12 protein-coding genes are annotated in these 13,932 nt (G+C 71.8%); 8 read left to right on the top strand and 4 right to left on the bottom strand.

The genetic code is table 11. The features are described 5' to 3' along the window. Positions 1-58 precede the first annotated feature (58 nt). The 6 genes from pyk (at position 59) to ACFVYA_RS11475 (ending at position 7,329) form a co-directional block, all read left to right on the top strand. Positions 59-1,483, top strand: a complete 1,425-nt coding sequence (pyk, locus tag ACFVYA_RS11500) for a pyruvate kinase (RefSeq protein ID WP_387044590.1) — start codon at positions 59-61, stop codon at positions 1,481-1,483. A 36-nt stretch (positions 1,484-1,519) separates the two neighbouring features. After that, a complete protein-coding gene (locus ACFVYA_RS11495; RefSeq protein ID WP_387044589.1) occupies positions 1,520-2,416 on the top strand; it encodes an acyl-CoA thioesterase in 897 nt (298 codons plus the stop codon). Between the two features lie 349 nt (positions 2,417-2,765). After that, entirely contained in the window at positions 2,766-3,668 is a 903-nt protein-coding gene (locus tag ACFVYA_RS11490) for a helix-turn-helix domain-containing protein (protein ID WP_387044588.1), read from the top strand. Between the two features lie 12 nt (positions 3,669-3,680). Continuing rightward, positions 3,681-3,884, top strand: coding sequence for a DUF397 domain-containing protein (locus ACFVYA_RS11485; protein ID WP_285989744.1), 204 nt, complete (start codon positions 3,681-3,683; stop codon positions 3,882-3,884). Between the two features lie 159 nt (positions 3,885-4,043). Beyond that, a complete protein-coding gene (locus ACFVYA_RS11480; protein ID WP_387044587.1) occupies positions 4,044-4,253 on the top strand; it encodes a hypothetical protein in 210 nt (69 codons plus the stop codon). Between the two features lie 61 nt (positions 4,254-4,314). After that, on the top strand, positions 4,315-7,329 hold the full coding sequence (locus ACFVYA_RS11475) for an AAA family ATPase (RefSeq protein ID WP_387044586.1): 3,015 nt from the start codon (positions 4,315-4,317) through the stop codon (positions 7,327-7,329). Positions 7,330-7,429: 100 nt separating this feature from the next. Here ACFVYA_RS11475 and ACFVYA_RS11470 read toward each other — a convergent pair whose 3' ends face one another. The 3 genes from ACFVYA_RS11470 to ACFVYA_RS11460 all read right to left on the bottom strand — a co-directional run bounded on the left by ACFVYA_RS11470 (position 7,430) and on the right by ACFVYA_RS11460 (position 10,742). After that, positions 7,430-9,040: a succinic semialdehyde dehydrogenase gene (locus tag ACFVYA_RS11470; RefSeq protein WP_387044585.1), complete on the bottom strand. Its 1,611-nt coding sequence runs from the start codon at positions 9,038-9,040 to the stop codon at positions 7,430-7,432. A gap of 103 nt (positions 9,041-9,143) precedes the next feature. Then, positions 9,144-10,040 carry a hypothetical protein gene (locus tag ACFVYA_RS11465; protein WP_387044584.1) on the bottom strand — a complete coding sequence of 299 codons (897 nt, stop codon included), beginning with the start codon at positions 10,038-10,040 and terminating at the stop codon, positions 9,144-9,146. Between the two features lie 84 nt (positions 10,041-10,124). Beyond that, complete coding sequence (locus tag ACFVYA_RS11460; RefSeq protein WP_285989749.1) at positions 10,125-10,742, bottom strand: TetR/AcrR family transcriptional regulator; 618 nt, start codon at positions 10,740-10,742, stop codon at positions 10,125-10,127. Between the two features lie 95 nt (positions 10,743-10,837). Here ACFVYA_RS11460 and ACFVYA_RS11455 point away from each other — a divergent pair, with 95 nt between their 5' ends. After that, positions 10,838-11,989: an acyl-CoA dehydrogenase family protein gene (locus tag ACFVYA_RS11455; protein WP_387044583.1), complete on the top strand. Its 1,152-nt coding sequence runs from the start codon at positions 10,838-10,840 to the stop codon at positions 11,987-11,989. A 12-nt stretch (positions 11,990-12,001) separates the two neighbouring features. Beyond that, complete coding sequence (locus ACFVYA_RS11450) at positions 12,002-13,138, top strand: CaiB/BaiF CoA-transferase family protein (protein ID WP_285989751.1); 1,137 nt, start codon at positions 12,002-12,004, stop codon at positions 13,136-13,138. Here the strand turns inward: ACFVYA_RS11450 and ACFVYA_RS11445 are convergent. Next, positions 13,135-13,665 (bottom strand): GNAT family N-acetyltransferase, encoded by a 531-nt coding sequence (locus ACFVYA_RS11445; RefSeq protein WP_387044582.1) that lies wholly within the window; start codon positions 13,663-13,665, stop codon positions 13,135-13,137. The genes ACFVYA_RS11450 and ACFVYA_RS11445 overlap by 4 nt on opposite strands. Positions 13,666-13,932 lie beyond the last annotated feature (267 nt).

Below are 13,932 nucleotides of genomic sequence, written 5' to 3'. Positions count from 1 at the left end.
CTTGAACATTCGGGATCGGTACAGACGAACGCGCGAAGAGGGTCTACGCTATGTGGACGTGAGCCGACGCGCGAAGATCGTTTGTACCCTGGGCCCTGCCACCGCGACCCCGGAGAAGATGCGGGCCCTGGTGGATGCCGGCATGGACGTGGCCAGAATGAACTTCAGCCACGGCAGCCACAGCGACCACAAGCAGGTCTACGACCTGATCCGGGCCGCGGCCGCCGACAGCGGCCGCGCGGTCGGCATCCTCGCCGACCTGCAGGGCCCCAAGATCCGCCTGGGCACGTTCGCCGGCGGGCCGGTCGAGTGGCACAACGGCGACATCGTCCGGATCACCGTCGAGGACGTCGCCGGCACCCACGACCGGGTCTCGACCACCTACAAGGGCCTGGCGAGGGACGCCAAGCCCGGCGACCGCCTGCTCGTCGACGACGGCAAGGTCGGCCTGGTGGTCCGCGAGGTCGAGGGCCAGGACGTGGTCTGCGAGGTCACCGAGGGCGGCCCGGTCAGCAACAACAAGGGCGTCTCGCTGCCCGGCATGGACGTCTCCGTGCCGGCGCTGTCCGAGAAGGACATCGAGGACCTCGAGTTCGCGCTCGAGCTGGGCGTCGACTTCATCGCCCTGTCCTTCGTCCGCTCGCCGGCCGACATCGACCTGGTCCACCAGGTGATGGACCGGGTCGGCAAGGGCCGGCTGCCGGTCGTCGCCAAGATCGAGAAGCCCGAAGCCGTCTACAACCTCGAAGCCATCGTGCTGGCCTTCGACGCGGTGATGGTCGCCCGCGGCGACCTCGGCGTCGAGCTGCCGCTGGAGCAGGTCCCGCTGGTGCAGAAACGCGCCATCCAGATCTGCCGCGAGAACGCCAAGCCGGTCATCGTCGCGACGCAGATGCTCGAGTCGATGATCAACAACTCCCGGCCGACCCGCGCCGAGGCCTCCGACGTCGCGAACGCGGTGCTCGACGGCGCCGACGCGCTGATGCTGTCCGGCGAGACCTCGGTCGGCCGGTACGCGATCGAGGTCGTCGAGACGATGGGCCGGATCATCGAGGCGGTCGAGACCGACTCGCCGATCGTGCCGCCGCTGACCCACGTCCCGCGCACCAAGCGCGGCGTGATCTCCTACGCCGCCCGCGACATCGGCGAGCGGCTCAACGCGAAGGCGCTGGTCGCGTTCACGCAGTCCGGCGACACCGTGCGCCGCCTGGCGCGGCTGCACACGCGGCTGCCGCTGCTGGCGTTCACGCCCGAGGACTGCGTCCGCAGCCAGCTGTCGATGACCTGGGGCACGAACACCCACATCGTGCCGCGGGTGGAGTCCACCGACCAGATGATCCAGCAGGTCGACCACGCGATGCTCGACATGGGCAAGTACCAGAAGGGCGATCTGGTCGTCATCGTCGCCGGTTCGCCGCCGGGCACCGTCGGGTCGACCAACCTGATCCACGTCCACCGGCTTGGTGAAGACGACCACGCTTGAGAGACCGACCGCCCGGTATGCACATAGGCTCCTGCCATGACTGAATTGGCCAGGACGGCCGCCACCGAACCGGAGATCCCCGGTGGCGGCCAGCCGGTGCTCGACCGCCTGATCGCGCTGCTCGACCTGGAGAAGATCGAAGAAAACATCTTCCGCGGCGTCTCGCCCGCCCACTCGCCGGTGCGGGTGTTCGGCGGGCAGGTCGCCGGCCAGGCGCTGGTCGCGGCCGGGCGCACCGTCCCCGAGGAACGCCGGGTGCACTCGCTGCACGCGTACTTCATCCGCGGGGGCGACCCGAGCGTGCCGATCGTGTACGAAGTCGACCGGATCCGGGACGGCCGGTCGTTCACCACCCGCCGGGTCGTGGCGATCCAGCACGGCAAGGCGATCTTCTCCCTTTCGGCCTCGTTCCAGACCGACGAACCGGGCATCGAACACGCCGAGGTCATGCCCGAGGGCGTCCCGGCGCCGGAGACGCTGCCGACGCTGATGGAACGCGCCGAGGGCTACGCGATCGGCGCGCACGCCCGGCCGCGGCCGATCGACCTGCGGTACGTCAACGAGCCGCCGTGGGTCACCCGCGAGACCGGTGAGCGGCCCGCGCGCAACCAGGTGTGGATGCGCGCCGACGGGAAACTGCCCGACCAGCAGCTGCTGCACGTCTGCGTGCTCACCTACGCCTCGGACATGACGCTGCTGGACTCGGTGCTCGCCCGCCACGGCGTCTACTGGGACACCGACAAGGTGCTCGGGGCCAGCCTCGACCACGCACTGTGGTTCCACCGGCCGTTCCGCGCGGACGAGTGGTTCCTCTACGACAGCGCCTCGCCGACGGCGTCCGGCGCCCGCGGTCTGGCCACCGGCCGGTTCTTCGCCGAGGACGGCACGCTGATCGCGACGGTCGTCCAAGAAGGACTCTTGCGCGTCTTGTGAAGTTCGCCGGGAAATCACCCGCACGGGCGACGAATAGTTCGAATATCCGTCGCGGGAAAAGGGCATTCGGCCCGGGTGAGGGGGCCGGGACCGACCGGGGGACGGCCCCGGACCCCTCCGCGTGATGATCGCGCGGCACTCCGCGCGGTCATCGTCTACCCTGCTCAGAGGCCAGTCGAAGCCACGGCTGGCCGACTGTCAGGCGCCCGACGCAGTGCAGGGTGCGAGGATACAAGAGCATTCTGCAAATTGCAGATCCGGTGCCGGAATCGACTCACGTTAATGCTCCACCAACTCCGCGCCCGGCTGGTTAGATACAGGAAGCACGTCGACATCCGGAGGTACCGCGATGGCCAGGGGACAGAGCCCCACCGTTCGCCGGCGGCGGCTCTCGGGCGAACTGCGCCGGCTCCGCGAGGCCGCGGACCTCACCATCGACGAGGTGGGCGAGAAGCTCGAGTGCTCGGCCTCGAAGATCAGCCGCATCGAGACCGGCCACGTCGGGGTCACCCCGCGTGACGCCCGGGACATGCTGGCCCTCTACGGGATCACCGGCGACGAGCAGGAGGCGCTCGTCCAGCTGGCCAGGGAGGCCCGCAAGCGCGGCTGGTGGCACGCGTACAACGAGGTCTTCACGGGCACCTTCGTCGGGCTCGAAGCCGACGCCAGCTCACTGCGCGCGTTCCAGGCCCTCCTGGTGCCCGGACTGCTGCAGACCGAGCGGTACGCCCGCGCGGTGATCCGCGCGCTGCGCCCGGACGCCGACGACGCCGAGATCCGCCGCCGCGTCGCCGCCCGGATGGCCCGCCAGGAACTGCTGTCCGAAACCCCGCCACCCGAGTACTGGGCCGTGATGGACGAAGCCGTGCTGCGCCGCGTGGTCGACGGGCCCGAGGTGATGGCCGAACAGCTCTACCGGATGGTCGCCGTCGCCGAAAAACCGAACGTGACCGTCCAGGTCGTGCCGTTCGGTGCCGGCGCGCACCCCGGCATGGAAGGTCCCTTCCTCATCATGGGCTTCCCCGAACAGGCCGACCCGGACGTCGTCTACGTCGACGACAGCACGTCCAGCGGCCTCTACCTGGAGGAACCCACAGACGTGCGGCGCTACGGGCTGATGTTCGACCATCTGCGCGCGGCCGCACTGAAGCCGGACGACTCGGTGGAGCTGATCGCCGAGGCGGCCGGACGATTCGCCGAACAGGCGGCCGTACCGGCTCCGGTGCACCATTCGGAACCGAGGACACAGTAAGGAGTGGGGACCATGGAAGCAGAACTCTCCGGGGCGCGGTGGCGCAAGAGCAGCCACAGCGGCGGCGGCAACGACTGCGTCGAGGTCGCGTTCGTCGCCGGCGGTGCCGCGGTGCGCGACTCGAAGGACCCCGAAGGAGGTGCGTTCCGCCTGCCCGCGTCGGGTTGGCGGGGGCTGCTGGCCGCGGTGCGGACCGGTGGCCCGGCGCACGACTGAGGCGCTTGGGAGAAGACCCCTTACCCCCGCCGAGCTGGGCTCGGCCGGGAGTAAGGGGTCTTTTTGCGCGATGCCTACGTGATCACCCGATGCCCGGGGTGTCCCCTCAGGACGAATCTGAGTGCTACCAACCGGAGAGCCCAGGAACAGGGGAACACGATGCACAGCGATCTCATGCTCGACGCGGTCCGAGCCGAAGCGGCCTACCGGGCCGAGGAACTGCGGAAGGCCGGGCGCAGCGCCTGGGCCGTCCGCGCCCGCCGCGTCGTCCGCCACTTGCGGGCCGCGCACGCCGACGTCGAGGTACCGGCGCAGGAGCGCCGGGAGGCCTCGCGGGAGACCGCCGGCGCCGCCAAGACCGCCCGGTAAGGGGCCGGTGATGGTGGCGAAGGCGATAAGCGGTCGGAAACTGTCGGTGGGGTAGGCCAGAATGCTCCTCGTGCCCCGACTCGGCTCCGGAATCCCGCTCGTCGCCCGTACCCACGAGATGCGGCGGCTCCGCGCCGCCTTCGCCAGGGCCGAACGTGGCGAAGCCGGCGCGGCGCTGCTCTCGGGGGACGCCGGGGTCGGCAAGACCCGGCTGCTGACCGCGCTCGGCGAGCACGTCGAAGCGTGCGGTGCGCTGCTGCTCACCGGCCGCTGCATCGACGTCCGCGAGGGCGGTCTTCCTTATCTTCCGTTCGCCGAGGCGCTCGCCCCGCTGGGCAGCGCGACGGACCCGGCGGTCGCCGCCGCGGTGCGGGCCCGGCCCGCCCTCGGGCGGCTGCTGCCGCAGGGGCAGGGCCTGGAAGAACCGCGCCCGGCCGAACACCCGCCGATGACCTCGAACGACCGGGAAACCATGGTGCGTCCCCGGCCGGAGCAGGATCTCGGTCAGCTGCAGTTGTTCGACGCGGTACTGGGGGTGCTGACCGAGATCGCCGAGTCGCGGCCCGTGGTGATCCTCCTGGAGGATCTCCACTGGGCCGACGCCTCGACCCGCAACCTGCTGTCCTTCCTGCTCAGCCGGCTGCGGGCACAGCGGCTGCTGGTCGTGGGCAGCTACCGCGAAGAGGACGTCCACCGGCGGCACCCGCTGCGCGGCCTGCTGTCCGAGCTGGTCCGGCTCGCCACCGTCGAGCGCGTCGACCTGCAGCCCTTCGGCGCGGTCGACGCCCGCAAGTTCGTCGAGGCGCTGGCCGACGAGCCGCTGCCGTCGGACGTCGTGGCCGACATCGTCACCCGTTCCGAGGGCAACCCGTTCTTCGCCGAGGAGCTGCTCGCCACCAAGACCGAGTGCAACGACCTGCCCGCCGGGCTGGCCGAGGTGCTGCTGTCCCGGCTCGAGCGGCTCTCGCCGGACGCCCGCCGGGTCGCGCGGGTCATCTCGGTGGCCAACGAACCGGTCATGCACGGCGCGCTCGCCGAGGTCTCCGGGCTGGGCGAGCTGGAGCTCGACGAGGCACTGCGGGAAGCCGTCCAGCACCACGTGCTGGTGGTGGTTTCGGACGGCTCGTACACGTTCCGGCACGCGTTGCTGCAGGAAGCGGTGTACGGCGACCTGCTGCCGGGGGAGCGGTCGCGCACGCACGCGGCGTACGCGGCACGGATCAAGGCGCGGCCGCAGGGCCGCGGCCACGACGCGAAGCTGGCCTACCACTCGATGCAGAGCAGCGATCTCGCCACCGCGCTGCCGGCGTTGCTGCGCGCGATGGACGAGGCCGAGAAGCTCGGCGCCCCCGGGTCCGCGCTGCAGCACGTCGAACAGGCACTGTCCATCTGGGACGCCGTCACCCCGGCGGACCGGCCGGACGGGGTCGACGAGCTGAAGCTGCTGTACGAAGCGTCGTACTTCGCGGGGACGTCCGGCGAGCCCGAGCGGGCCGCGGCGTTCGCCCGCTCGGCCACCCAGGCACTGACCGCCGACGTCCCGAACGACCGGGCCGCGAAGGTGTGGCGGCGGCTGGCGGACGCGCTGCTCGCGCTGGAGGGCACCCTGGACGAGGCGGTCGCCGCCATCGACCGGGCCTGGGACCTGGTCGAGGACACCGATCCCAGCTCGGCGCGCGCCTGGGTGCTGGCCAGCCGGGCCGGGTTCCTGCGGATCCTCGACCAGCCCGAGGCGGCGCTCGACAGCGCGCTCGCCGCGGTCGCCGACGCGCAGGCGGTCGGCGCGGCCGGTGCGGAGGCCTCGGCGCTGGTCACCCTGGGCACGCTGGCCGACTCACGCGGCGACGCCGCCGAGGCCCGGGAGCGGCTGAGGCAGGCCCAGCGCAAGGCGCGCGACGTGGGTGCGTACAACACCGAGATCCGCGCGACCTACTTCCTGGCGCTGAGCCACGACGACCAAGGCGAGTTCGCCGAAGCGCTGGAACACGCTTCGCACGGCGTCGCGCGCGCCGAGGAAACCGGGCTGAGCTGGAGCGTCTACGGGCTCGAACTGCGGGCGCGGCAGCTGATGCTGCGTTACCTGATGGGCGACTGGCCGGACGAGAGCGCCGGCCGCGCCGGGCGCGGGGTGTCCAGCGCGGTCGCCGCGCGGATCCTGGCCATCTGGTCGCTGTTCGTCGTCTCCCGGGGCCGGTTCGACGAGGGCGCGAAGCTCCTTTCCGGCCTGCGGCAGCACTGGACGGCGGACATGCAGATCCCGCTGTCGGCCGGCGGCGCCGGCATCGAGCTGGCCTACTGGCGCGGCGCTCACGCCGAAGCCGTGCGCCAGGCCGAAGACCTGATCGGCTGGCTGGAGCGGATCGAACCCGGTCTGCTGGCCGGCATCCGGGTCGCCGCGCTCGGCGTGTCCGCCGCGGCCCGGCTGGCCGCCGAGGCCCGCGTCCACGGCGACCAGGCCACGGCCGAAGCCGCCGTGGCGGCCGGCGAGCGGCTGCTGGCGCACGGCCGGATGTGCTCGGTGGTCGGCCAGCCGCGTTCGGGAACGCTCGGTCCGGAGGGCCGCGCGTGGCTGGCCCGCCTGGAGGCGGCGGCGACCTGCCTGTCCGGCCGGGGCGACGCCCGGAAGTGGGCGGCCGCGGTGGCGGCGTTCGGCTACGGCGCCGTCTACGAACAGGCGGTCTGCCACTGGCACGAAGCCGAAGCCTTGCTGGCCACGGACGCCGACGCGGGCGAGGCGCTCGAAGCGGCCCACGCGGTGGCGGTCCGGCTCGGGGCGATCCCGCTGCGCGACGCCGTCCGCGACCTGGCGCACCGGGCCCGCGTCGAGCTGGCGGGCGTCGAGCCGGCGGCCCCGGCCCGCACGGTCACCGACCCCCTGACCGACCGCGAGCGCGACGTCCTCGAGCGCGTCGCGCTGGGCCGCACGAACCGCCAGGTCGGCGAAGAGCTCTACATCAGCGAAAAAACGGTGAGCGTCCACCTTTCCCGCGTGATGGCCAAACTGGGCGCCAGCCGCCGCGCGGAAGCGGTGGCGATCGCCTACGACCGCGGCCTCCTCACCGCCCCCACCGCGTGATCGGGCCCGTAACTCGCGTGATTGCCGCCGTAACTCGCGTGATCGGAGCCGTTACGGCTTCAATCACGCGAGTTACGGCTCTGATCACGCGAGTTACGGGTCAGCGGGGGAGGCGGCGGAGGGCTTTGAGGCCGAATGTCATGCCGCGGGACCACAGCGAGCCCGAAATCGCGCGCGGCGGGCGCAGGGCCAGGCCGCGCTGGAGCGCGATCGACTGGGACTCCGTGTACTTCAGCAGGCCTTCGGCGCCGTTGCGGCGGCCGACGCCGGAGTCCTTCATCCCGCCCATCGGGACGCCGACGCTGCCGAACGTCGCCGCGTAGCCCTCGTTCACGTTGACCGTCCCGGCCTTCAGCCGCGCCGCGACCTCCCAGCCCGCGCGGCCGTTGCGGGACCAGACGCTGGCGTTGAGCCCGAACGGCGTGTCGTTGGCCCGCTCGATGGCGTCGGTGACGTCGGTGTAGCCGTAGATCGACACGACCGGCCCGAACGTCTCCTCCGCGAACGGCAGCATGTCCGGGGTGACGCCGGTCAGCACCGTCGGCTCGTAGAACAGCGGCCCGAGGTCCGGCCGCGCGCGGCCGCCGGTGAGCACCGAAGCGCCCTTCGCACGGGCGTCCTCGACGTGCGCCGACACCGTCGCGAGCTGGTCTTCCGACGTCAGCGAGCCCATCTGGGCGTGGTAGTCCAGCGAGCCGCCGAGCCTCAGGGCGGCGGTGCGCGCGACGAACGCGCGGGTGAACTCCTCGCGGATGTCCTCGTGGACGTAGATCCGCTCGACCGACACGCACAGCTGCCCCGCCGAGGAGAAGCACGCCGTCACCGCGCCCGTCGCGGCCTTCGCGACGTCGGCGTCGGGCAGCACGACCATCGGATTCTTGCCGCCGAGCTCCAGCGAATACGACGTCAGCCGCTTCGCCACCTGGCCGGCCAGCTCCTTGCCGGTCGGCGTGGAGCCGGTGAAGCACAGGTAGTCCGACTCCTCGACCAGCGCGGTGCCGATCTTCGAGCCGCGGCCGAGCACGATCTGCCAGGTCCCGGCGGGCAGCCCGGCCTCCTCGGCGAGCTCGTGCAGCCACAGCGCCGAAAGCGCGGTCTGGTTGTCCGGCTTCTGCACGACGGCGTTCCCCGCGGCCAGCGCCGGCAGGACGTCCATCGCGGTCAGGGCCAGCGGGTAGTTCCACGGCGAGATGATCCCGACGACGCCCTTGGGGTGGCGGAGCTCGCCCGCGCGGGTCAGGCCGGGGATGACGCCGGCGACCCGGCGGGGCGCGAGGAGCTTCGCCGCGTGCCTGCCGTAGTAGGCCGCCACCAGCGCGGTCGCGCTGACCTCGTCGAACGCGTCGAGCCGCGCCTTGCCGGCTTCGACCTGGACCAGGTCGAGCACCTCGTCCTGCCGGGCGAGCACCAGGTCGTGCAGGCGGGTGAGGACGCGGGCGCGCTCGGCGGGGGAGCGGTCCGCCCACGCCGTCTGGGCCGTGCGCGCACCGGCGAACACCGCCCGGACGTCGGCGTCGGTGGCCTGCGGCAGGGTCGCGATCGGCAGCCCGGTGAAGGGCGCCCGCATCCGGACCGGCGCGGAGTCCGCACCACCCGTCACCCGGGCGACGAGCTGGGCCGCCCGCGCCGAGCCCGGCGCCCCGGCGACGCCGCCGACGGTGGGCGGCAGCGAGGTGTCTTCGACCGCGTTCGCGGGGGTCGTGCTGGTCATGACGTCTCCGTTCCGGCGGAGTCCGCGCGACGTCGCGCAGGGGTTACCGACGAGTGCACCATACCGTCGGTACGTCAGATGTCCAGCGTGATGTGAATAAGATTCACGTCTTGGGTGGGTGCAGCGGCGGCAGCTGGTAGTTCGGTTCCGTCGGTTCCTGCTGGGCCGGGTGCTGCTGGGCCTGCGTGACGCCGCCGTAGGGGTCGTCGGGCTGCTGCGCCGGGAACGGCTGCGACGCCGGGCCGCCGTAGGGAGGCGGCTGCGGGCCGGTCTGCGGCGGCGGGGCCTGAGCGGGGAACGGCTGCGACGGCGGATAACCCGGGTACGGCTGCCCGTACTGCTGGGGCGGCACCGGGTACGGCCGTGACTGCTGCTGGTACGGCCCGGGTGGCGGTCCGGCCGGTGCCGCGCCGGGCGCCCGCCGCCCGGCCAGTACCGCGGCCACCAGTGCCATCAGGGCGACGATCCCGCCGCCGATCAGCAACCAGAACCCGATCCCGGTCGTGTAGTGCGACGTGAACGTCCCTTCGTCGCTCTCGTAGCTCAAGGTCGCCGAGACGTCCATGCCGAGCATCCACACCGCCGCGGTCGTTCCGGCCGCTCCGGCCACCAGCGCGGTCCGGGCGCCCGCACGCACGCCGGGGCCCGCCGAGCGGCGAGCGCCGGCGAGCGCCAGCCCGGCTCCGGCCAGCAGCACCACCGCGGCGGCGCTGAGCGGGATCCCGTACCGGGCGACGTGGGTGTTCTCGTAGAACTTCTTCGCCTGCTCGTCGGGCTCGACGTCGAACGTGCGTGACCAGGCGCTGATCTTCTGGCTGCTCACGGGCTTGCCGTCCGCCACCTGCTCGAACGACGTCTGGGGCAGGAACGACCCGGCGATCACCAGGACCGCGGCGAGCGCGCCGAGGATCCCGGCGAACAGCCGGAAGACGGCACCCGGGTCGGCCGGCGGCTGGGTGGGTGGCTGGCCGTACGGGTACGGGTACGGGGCGGCGGTCATCGGAACTCCCCTCGTTCGGAGGGGATTGGACCACGAAATCCGCCTGCGGATAAGGGGCAAAGCACCCTGGTGGTGGCGCGCTGGTCAGCTCGGCGCAGCGGTGGCGTCCTCGTAGAGCAGGACGGCGATGCGCTTCCACTCCTCGAGGAGCTGCCGGCGCCGGTTCGGGTCGCCGCCGAGTTCGGCGTCCAGCGCCAGTCCGCGGGTGAGGTTCACGGTGAGCCAGAACAGCATCTCCGCCCGCTCCGGCGGGAGTTCGCCGGCGACCTGCGTGACGTGCTCGAGCGTGGCGCGGCCGAGCGCGCGGTCGACCGGGCGGATGGCCGCGCGCAGCTCGGGGTCGGTGCGGGCGGCGACCCACAGTTCGGTGACGGCGGTCGAGAGCGTGCCGGAGTAGCCGGCCCACAGCAGGTCGATCGCCGCGGCCACGCCGCTGCCGCCGCCGGGCAGCTCGTCCAGCGACTCCGCGAGCCGGCGGCGCAGCTTCGTCGTCAGGTGCTCGACCGCGGCCGCCATCAGCTCGGCCTTCGCGGTGAAGTGGTGCTGCACGGCACCCTTCGACACGCCCGCGCGGGCGCAGATCTCCTGCACCGACGTGCGCGCGTAGCCGACCTCGACCAGGCAGTCGATGGTGGCGTCGAGCAGCGCCGTGCGGGTCTGCTCGCGCCGCTGCGCCTGGGTCCGGTGCGTCGTCTCGGTCACGGCGGCCTCCCTGCTTTACCTACAGGCCGGTACGGATGTACATTCCGAACAGAACTTACATGCTGCTCGTCATGTTTTCCAGCAGGAGGGTCCCCGTGCCACTGCAACTGCCGAAGAGCTCGTGGAGCACGACCGAGCTCGATGACCTCCGTGAACTCGCGCGGTCGTTCCTGCAGAAGGAAGCCGTCCCGCACCAGGAGCGCTGGGCGGCGGAGAAGAAGGTCGACCGCGAGCTGTGGACGAAGGCGGGCGACGTCGGCCTGCTGTGCCTGTCCATCCCCGAGGAGTACGGCGGGGGCGGCGGCACCTTCGCCCACGAAGCCGTCCTCTACGAAGAGCAGGCGCGCGCCGGCGACAGCGCGTGGGGCGTCACCGTCCACAATGGAATCGTCGCGCACTACCTGCTCGCCTACGCTTCGGAAGACAAGAAGCGCGCGTGGCTGCCGAAGCTGGCCAGCGGCGAGATGGTCGGCGCGATCGCGATGACCGAGCCCGGCACCGGCTCCGACCTGCAGGGCATCAAGACGCGCGCGGTCCGCGACGGCGACCACTACGTCCTCAACGGCGCGAAGACCTTCATCACCAACGGCCTGCACGCCGACCTCGTGGTCGTCGCGTGCAAGACCGACCCGGACGCGGGCGCGCAGGGCGTTTCGCTGATCGTGGTCGAGACCGACACGCCGGGCTTCCGCCGCGGCCGCGTCCTCGACAAGGTCGGGCTCAAGGGCCAGGACACCGCCGAGCTGTTCTTCGACGACGTCCGCGTGCCGGCCGGGAACCTGCTCGGCGACGCCGAGGGCCAGGGCTTCGTCCAGCTGATGCTGCAGCTGCCGCAGGAACGGCTGATCATCGCCGTCACCGCGGTGGCCGGGCTGGAGGCGGCGGTCGATCTCACGCTCGAGTACACCAAGGAGCGCACGGCGTTCGGCCGGCCGATCTTTTCCTTCCAGAACACCAAGTTCAAGCTCGCCGAGGCCGCGACCGAGGCCGCTGTCGCGCGGGCGTTCCTCGACCAGTGCATCGAACGGCACCTCAAGGGCGAGCTCGACGTCCAAGGCGCGGCGATGGCGAAGCTGTGGACCACCGAGCGCGTCAACAAGGTGATCGACGACTGCGTGCAGCTGTTCGGCGGCTACGGCTACATGTCCGAGTACCCGATCGCCCGCGCCTGGGCCGACGTCCGGATTTCCCGGATCTTCGGCGGCACCAGCGAAATCATGAAGGAAATCATCTCCCGCTCGCTCTGAAAGGGACCGACTATGAAGGCAGGTCCGCTCGGCGGCCTGAAGGTGGTGGAGCTCGCCGGTCTCGCGCCCGGGCCGTTCGCCACGATGATCCTCGCCGACCTCGGCGCCGACGTCGTCCGCGTCGACCGCGCGCAGCCGGGGGAGGACGTGCTCGGCATCCCGGCCGACCCGCTCGCCCGCGGCCGCCGGTCCGTCGGCATCAACACCAAGACGCCCGAAGGCGTCGAGCTGGTGCTGAAGCTGTGCGACACCGCCGACGTCCTCATCGAGGGCTTCCGCCCGGGTGTCGCCGAGCGGATCGGGCTCGGCCCGGACGTCGTGCACGCGCGCAACCCGCGGCTGGTCTACGGCCGGATGACCGGCTGGGGCCAGGACGGTCCCCTGGCTTCGGCCGCCGGGCACGACATCAACTACATCGGCATCGCCGGCGCCCTCGAACCGATCGGGCGCGCGGGCGAGCGGCCGGTGCCGCCGCTGAACCTCGTCGGCGACTTCGGCGGCGGCGGGCTGCTGCTGGCGATGGGCGTCCTGGCCGCGCTGTACGAACGGACCACGTCCGGGCGCGGCCAGGTCGTCGACGCGTCGATGGTCGACGGGGCCGCGCTGCTCACCACGAGCCTCCACGGCATCAAGGCGGCCGGCCTCTGGGCCGGGGAGCGCGGCGAGAACATGCTCGACGGCGGCGCGCCGTTCTACGACACCTACGAGACGGCGGACGGCAAGTACGTCGCCGTCGGCGCGATCGAGATGCGGTTCTGGAGTGCGCTGGTGCAGGTGCTCGAGCTCGACCCGGCGGAGCTGCCGCTGCACGTCGACAAGACGCAGTGGCCGCGGCTGCGCGAGATCGTGGCGGGGGCGATCGCCAAGCACCCGCGCGACGAGCTCGTCGCGCGCGCCGAGGGCACCGACGCGTGCCTGACGCCGGTGCTGTCGCCGGCCGAAGCGGCGTCACACCCGCACAACGCGGCGCGGGGCACGTTCGTCGAGATCGGCGGCATGGTGCAGCCGGCGCCGGCGCCGCGGTTCGACCGGACACCGCCTTCGACACCGGAAGCACCGCGTGCCAAGGGATCCGACACCGAAGCGGTGCTCGCCGAACTGGGTGTCACGGACCTCGACGCGCTGCGTTCGGCGGGCGTGATCGCCTAGCTCTTCGCCAGATCGGAGCGCACGACCGAGTAGACGACGTGGTCGCGCCACTCGCCGTCCCGGAAGCCGTACCCGCGAAGCACTCCTTCGCGGGTGAAGCCGGCTTTCTCGAGCGAGCGTTGCTCGGCGCGGTTGCCGGCCTCGGTCGTCGCTTCGACCCGGTTGAGCTGGGTGTGGGCGAAGAGGTAGTCGACGAGCAGGCGCTGGGCTTCGGTGCCGTAGCCGTGGCCACGCGCTTCCGGGACGAGCACGAGGCCCATGTTCCAGCAGTAGGACGTCGGCCCGGTCCGGGTGCGGTGCCAGGAGACGACCCCGAGGACGCGGCCGCCGAGCGTCGGCACGAGCATGCCGGTTTCGGCGGTGAGCATCCCGGTTTCCAGCCACCGGCGGCGCAGGTAGCCGGGATCGTGCCAGCCGAACCACTGGTGCTCGCCGGCGGCGACGGGATCGTTGGTCAGCCGTTCCAGGAGGCCGAGATCGCTTTCGGCCACCGGCCGGAGCTCCACTCTGACACCGTCGTCGTCCATCCGGAGACCTTATCGGCCGCTTGACCGGAACCGGGACGGCCGCGCGCCCGGATCGCCCGGTCGAGGCACGCCCGTGACCGAGCGCGCACCTCGCGTGACGGAAACGCCGACACGCGTGATCCAGAAGTCGACACGCGTGATTGAGAGGTCGACACGGCGAAGCCGGCATGTCCCGGCCGTGTCGACCCTTCAATCACGCGAGTCGGCTCCGCAATCACGCGAGTCGACCCTTCAATCACGCGAGTTGACCTTCCAATCACGCGAGTC

It is taken from the genome of Amycolatopsis sp. NPDC058278 (genome assembly GCF_042881395.1).
Classification (GTDB): domain Bacteria; phylum Actinomycetota; class Actinomycetes; order Mycobacteriales; family Pseudonocardiaceae; genus Amycolatopsis.
This window is presented reverse-complemented; position numbering and strand designations above follow the sequence as displayed.

Excerpts from the sequence above, each read along its gene's own strand:
- ACFVYA_RS11475 (WP_387044586.1), top strand. The coding sequence starts at position 4,315 with ATGCTCCTCGTGCCCCGACTCGGCTCCGGAATCCCGCTCGTCGCCCGT.
- ACFVYA_RS11495 (WP_387044589.1), top strand. The coding sequence starts at position 1,520 with ATGACTGAATTGGCCAGGACGGCCGCCACCGAACCGGAGATCCCCGGT.
- ACFVYA_RS11445 (WP_387044582.1), bottom strand. The coding sequence starts at position 13,665 with ATGGACGACGACGGTGTCAGAGTGGAGCTCCGGCCGGTGGCCGAAAGC.
- ACFVYA_RS11450 (WP_285989751.1), top strand. The coding sequence starts at position 12,002 with ATGAAGGCAGGTCCGCTCGGCGGCCTGAAGGTGGTGGAGCTCGCCGGT.
- ACFVYA_RS11465 (WP_387044584.1), bottom strand. The coding sequence starts at position 10,040 with ATGACCGCCGCCCCGTACCCGTACCCGTACGGCCAGCCACCCACCCAG.
- ACFVYA_RS11485 (WP_285989744.1), top strand. The coding sequence starts at position 3,681 with ATGGAAGCAGAACTCTCCGGGGCGCGGTGGCGCAAGAGCAGCCACAGC.
- ACFVYA_RS11490 (WP_387044588.1), top strand. The coding sequence starts at position 2,766 with ATGGCCAGGGGACAGAGCCCCACCGTTCGCCGGCGGCGGCTCTCGGGC.
- ACFVYA_RS11480 (WP_387044587.1), top strand. The coding sequence starts at position 4,044 with ATGCACAGCGATCTCATGCTCGACGCGGTCCGAGCCGAAGCGGCCTAC.
- ACFVYA_RS11470 (WP_387044585.1), bottom strand. The coding sequence starts at position 9,040 with ATGACCAGCACGACCCCCGCGAACGCGGTCGAAGACACCTCGCTGCCG.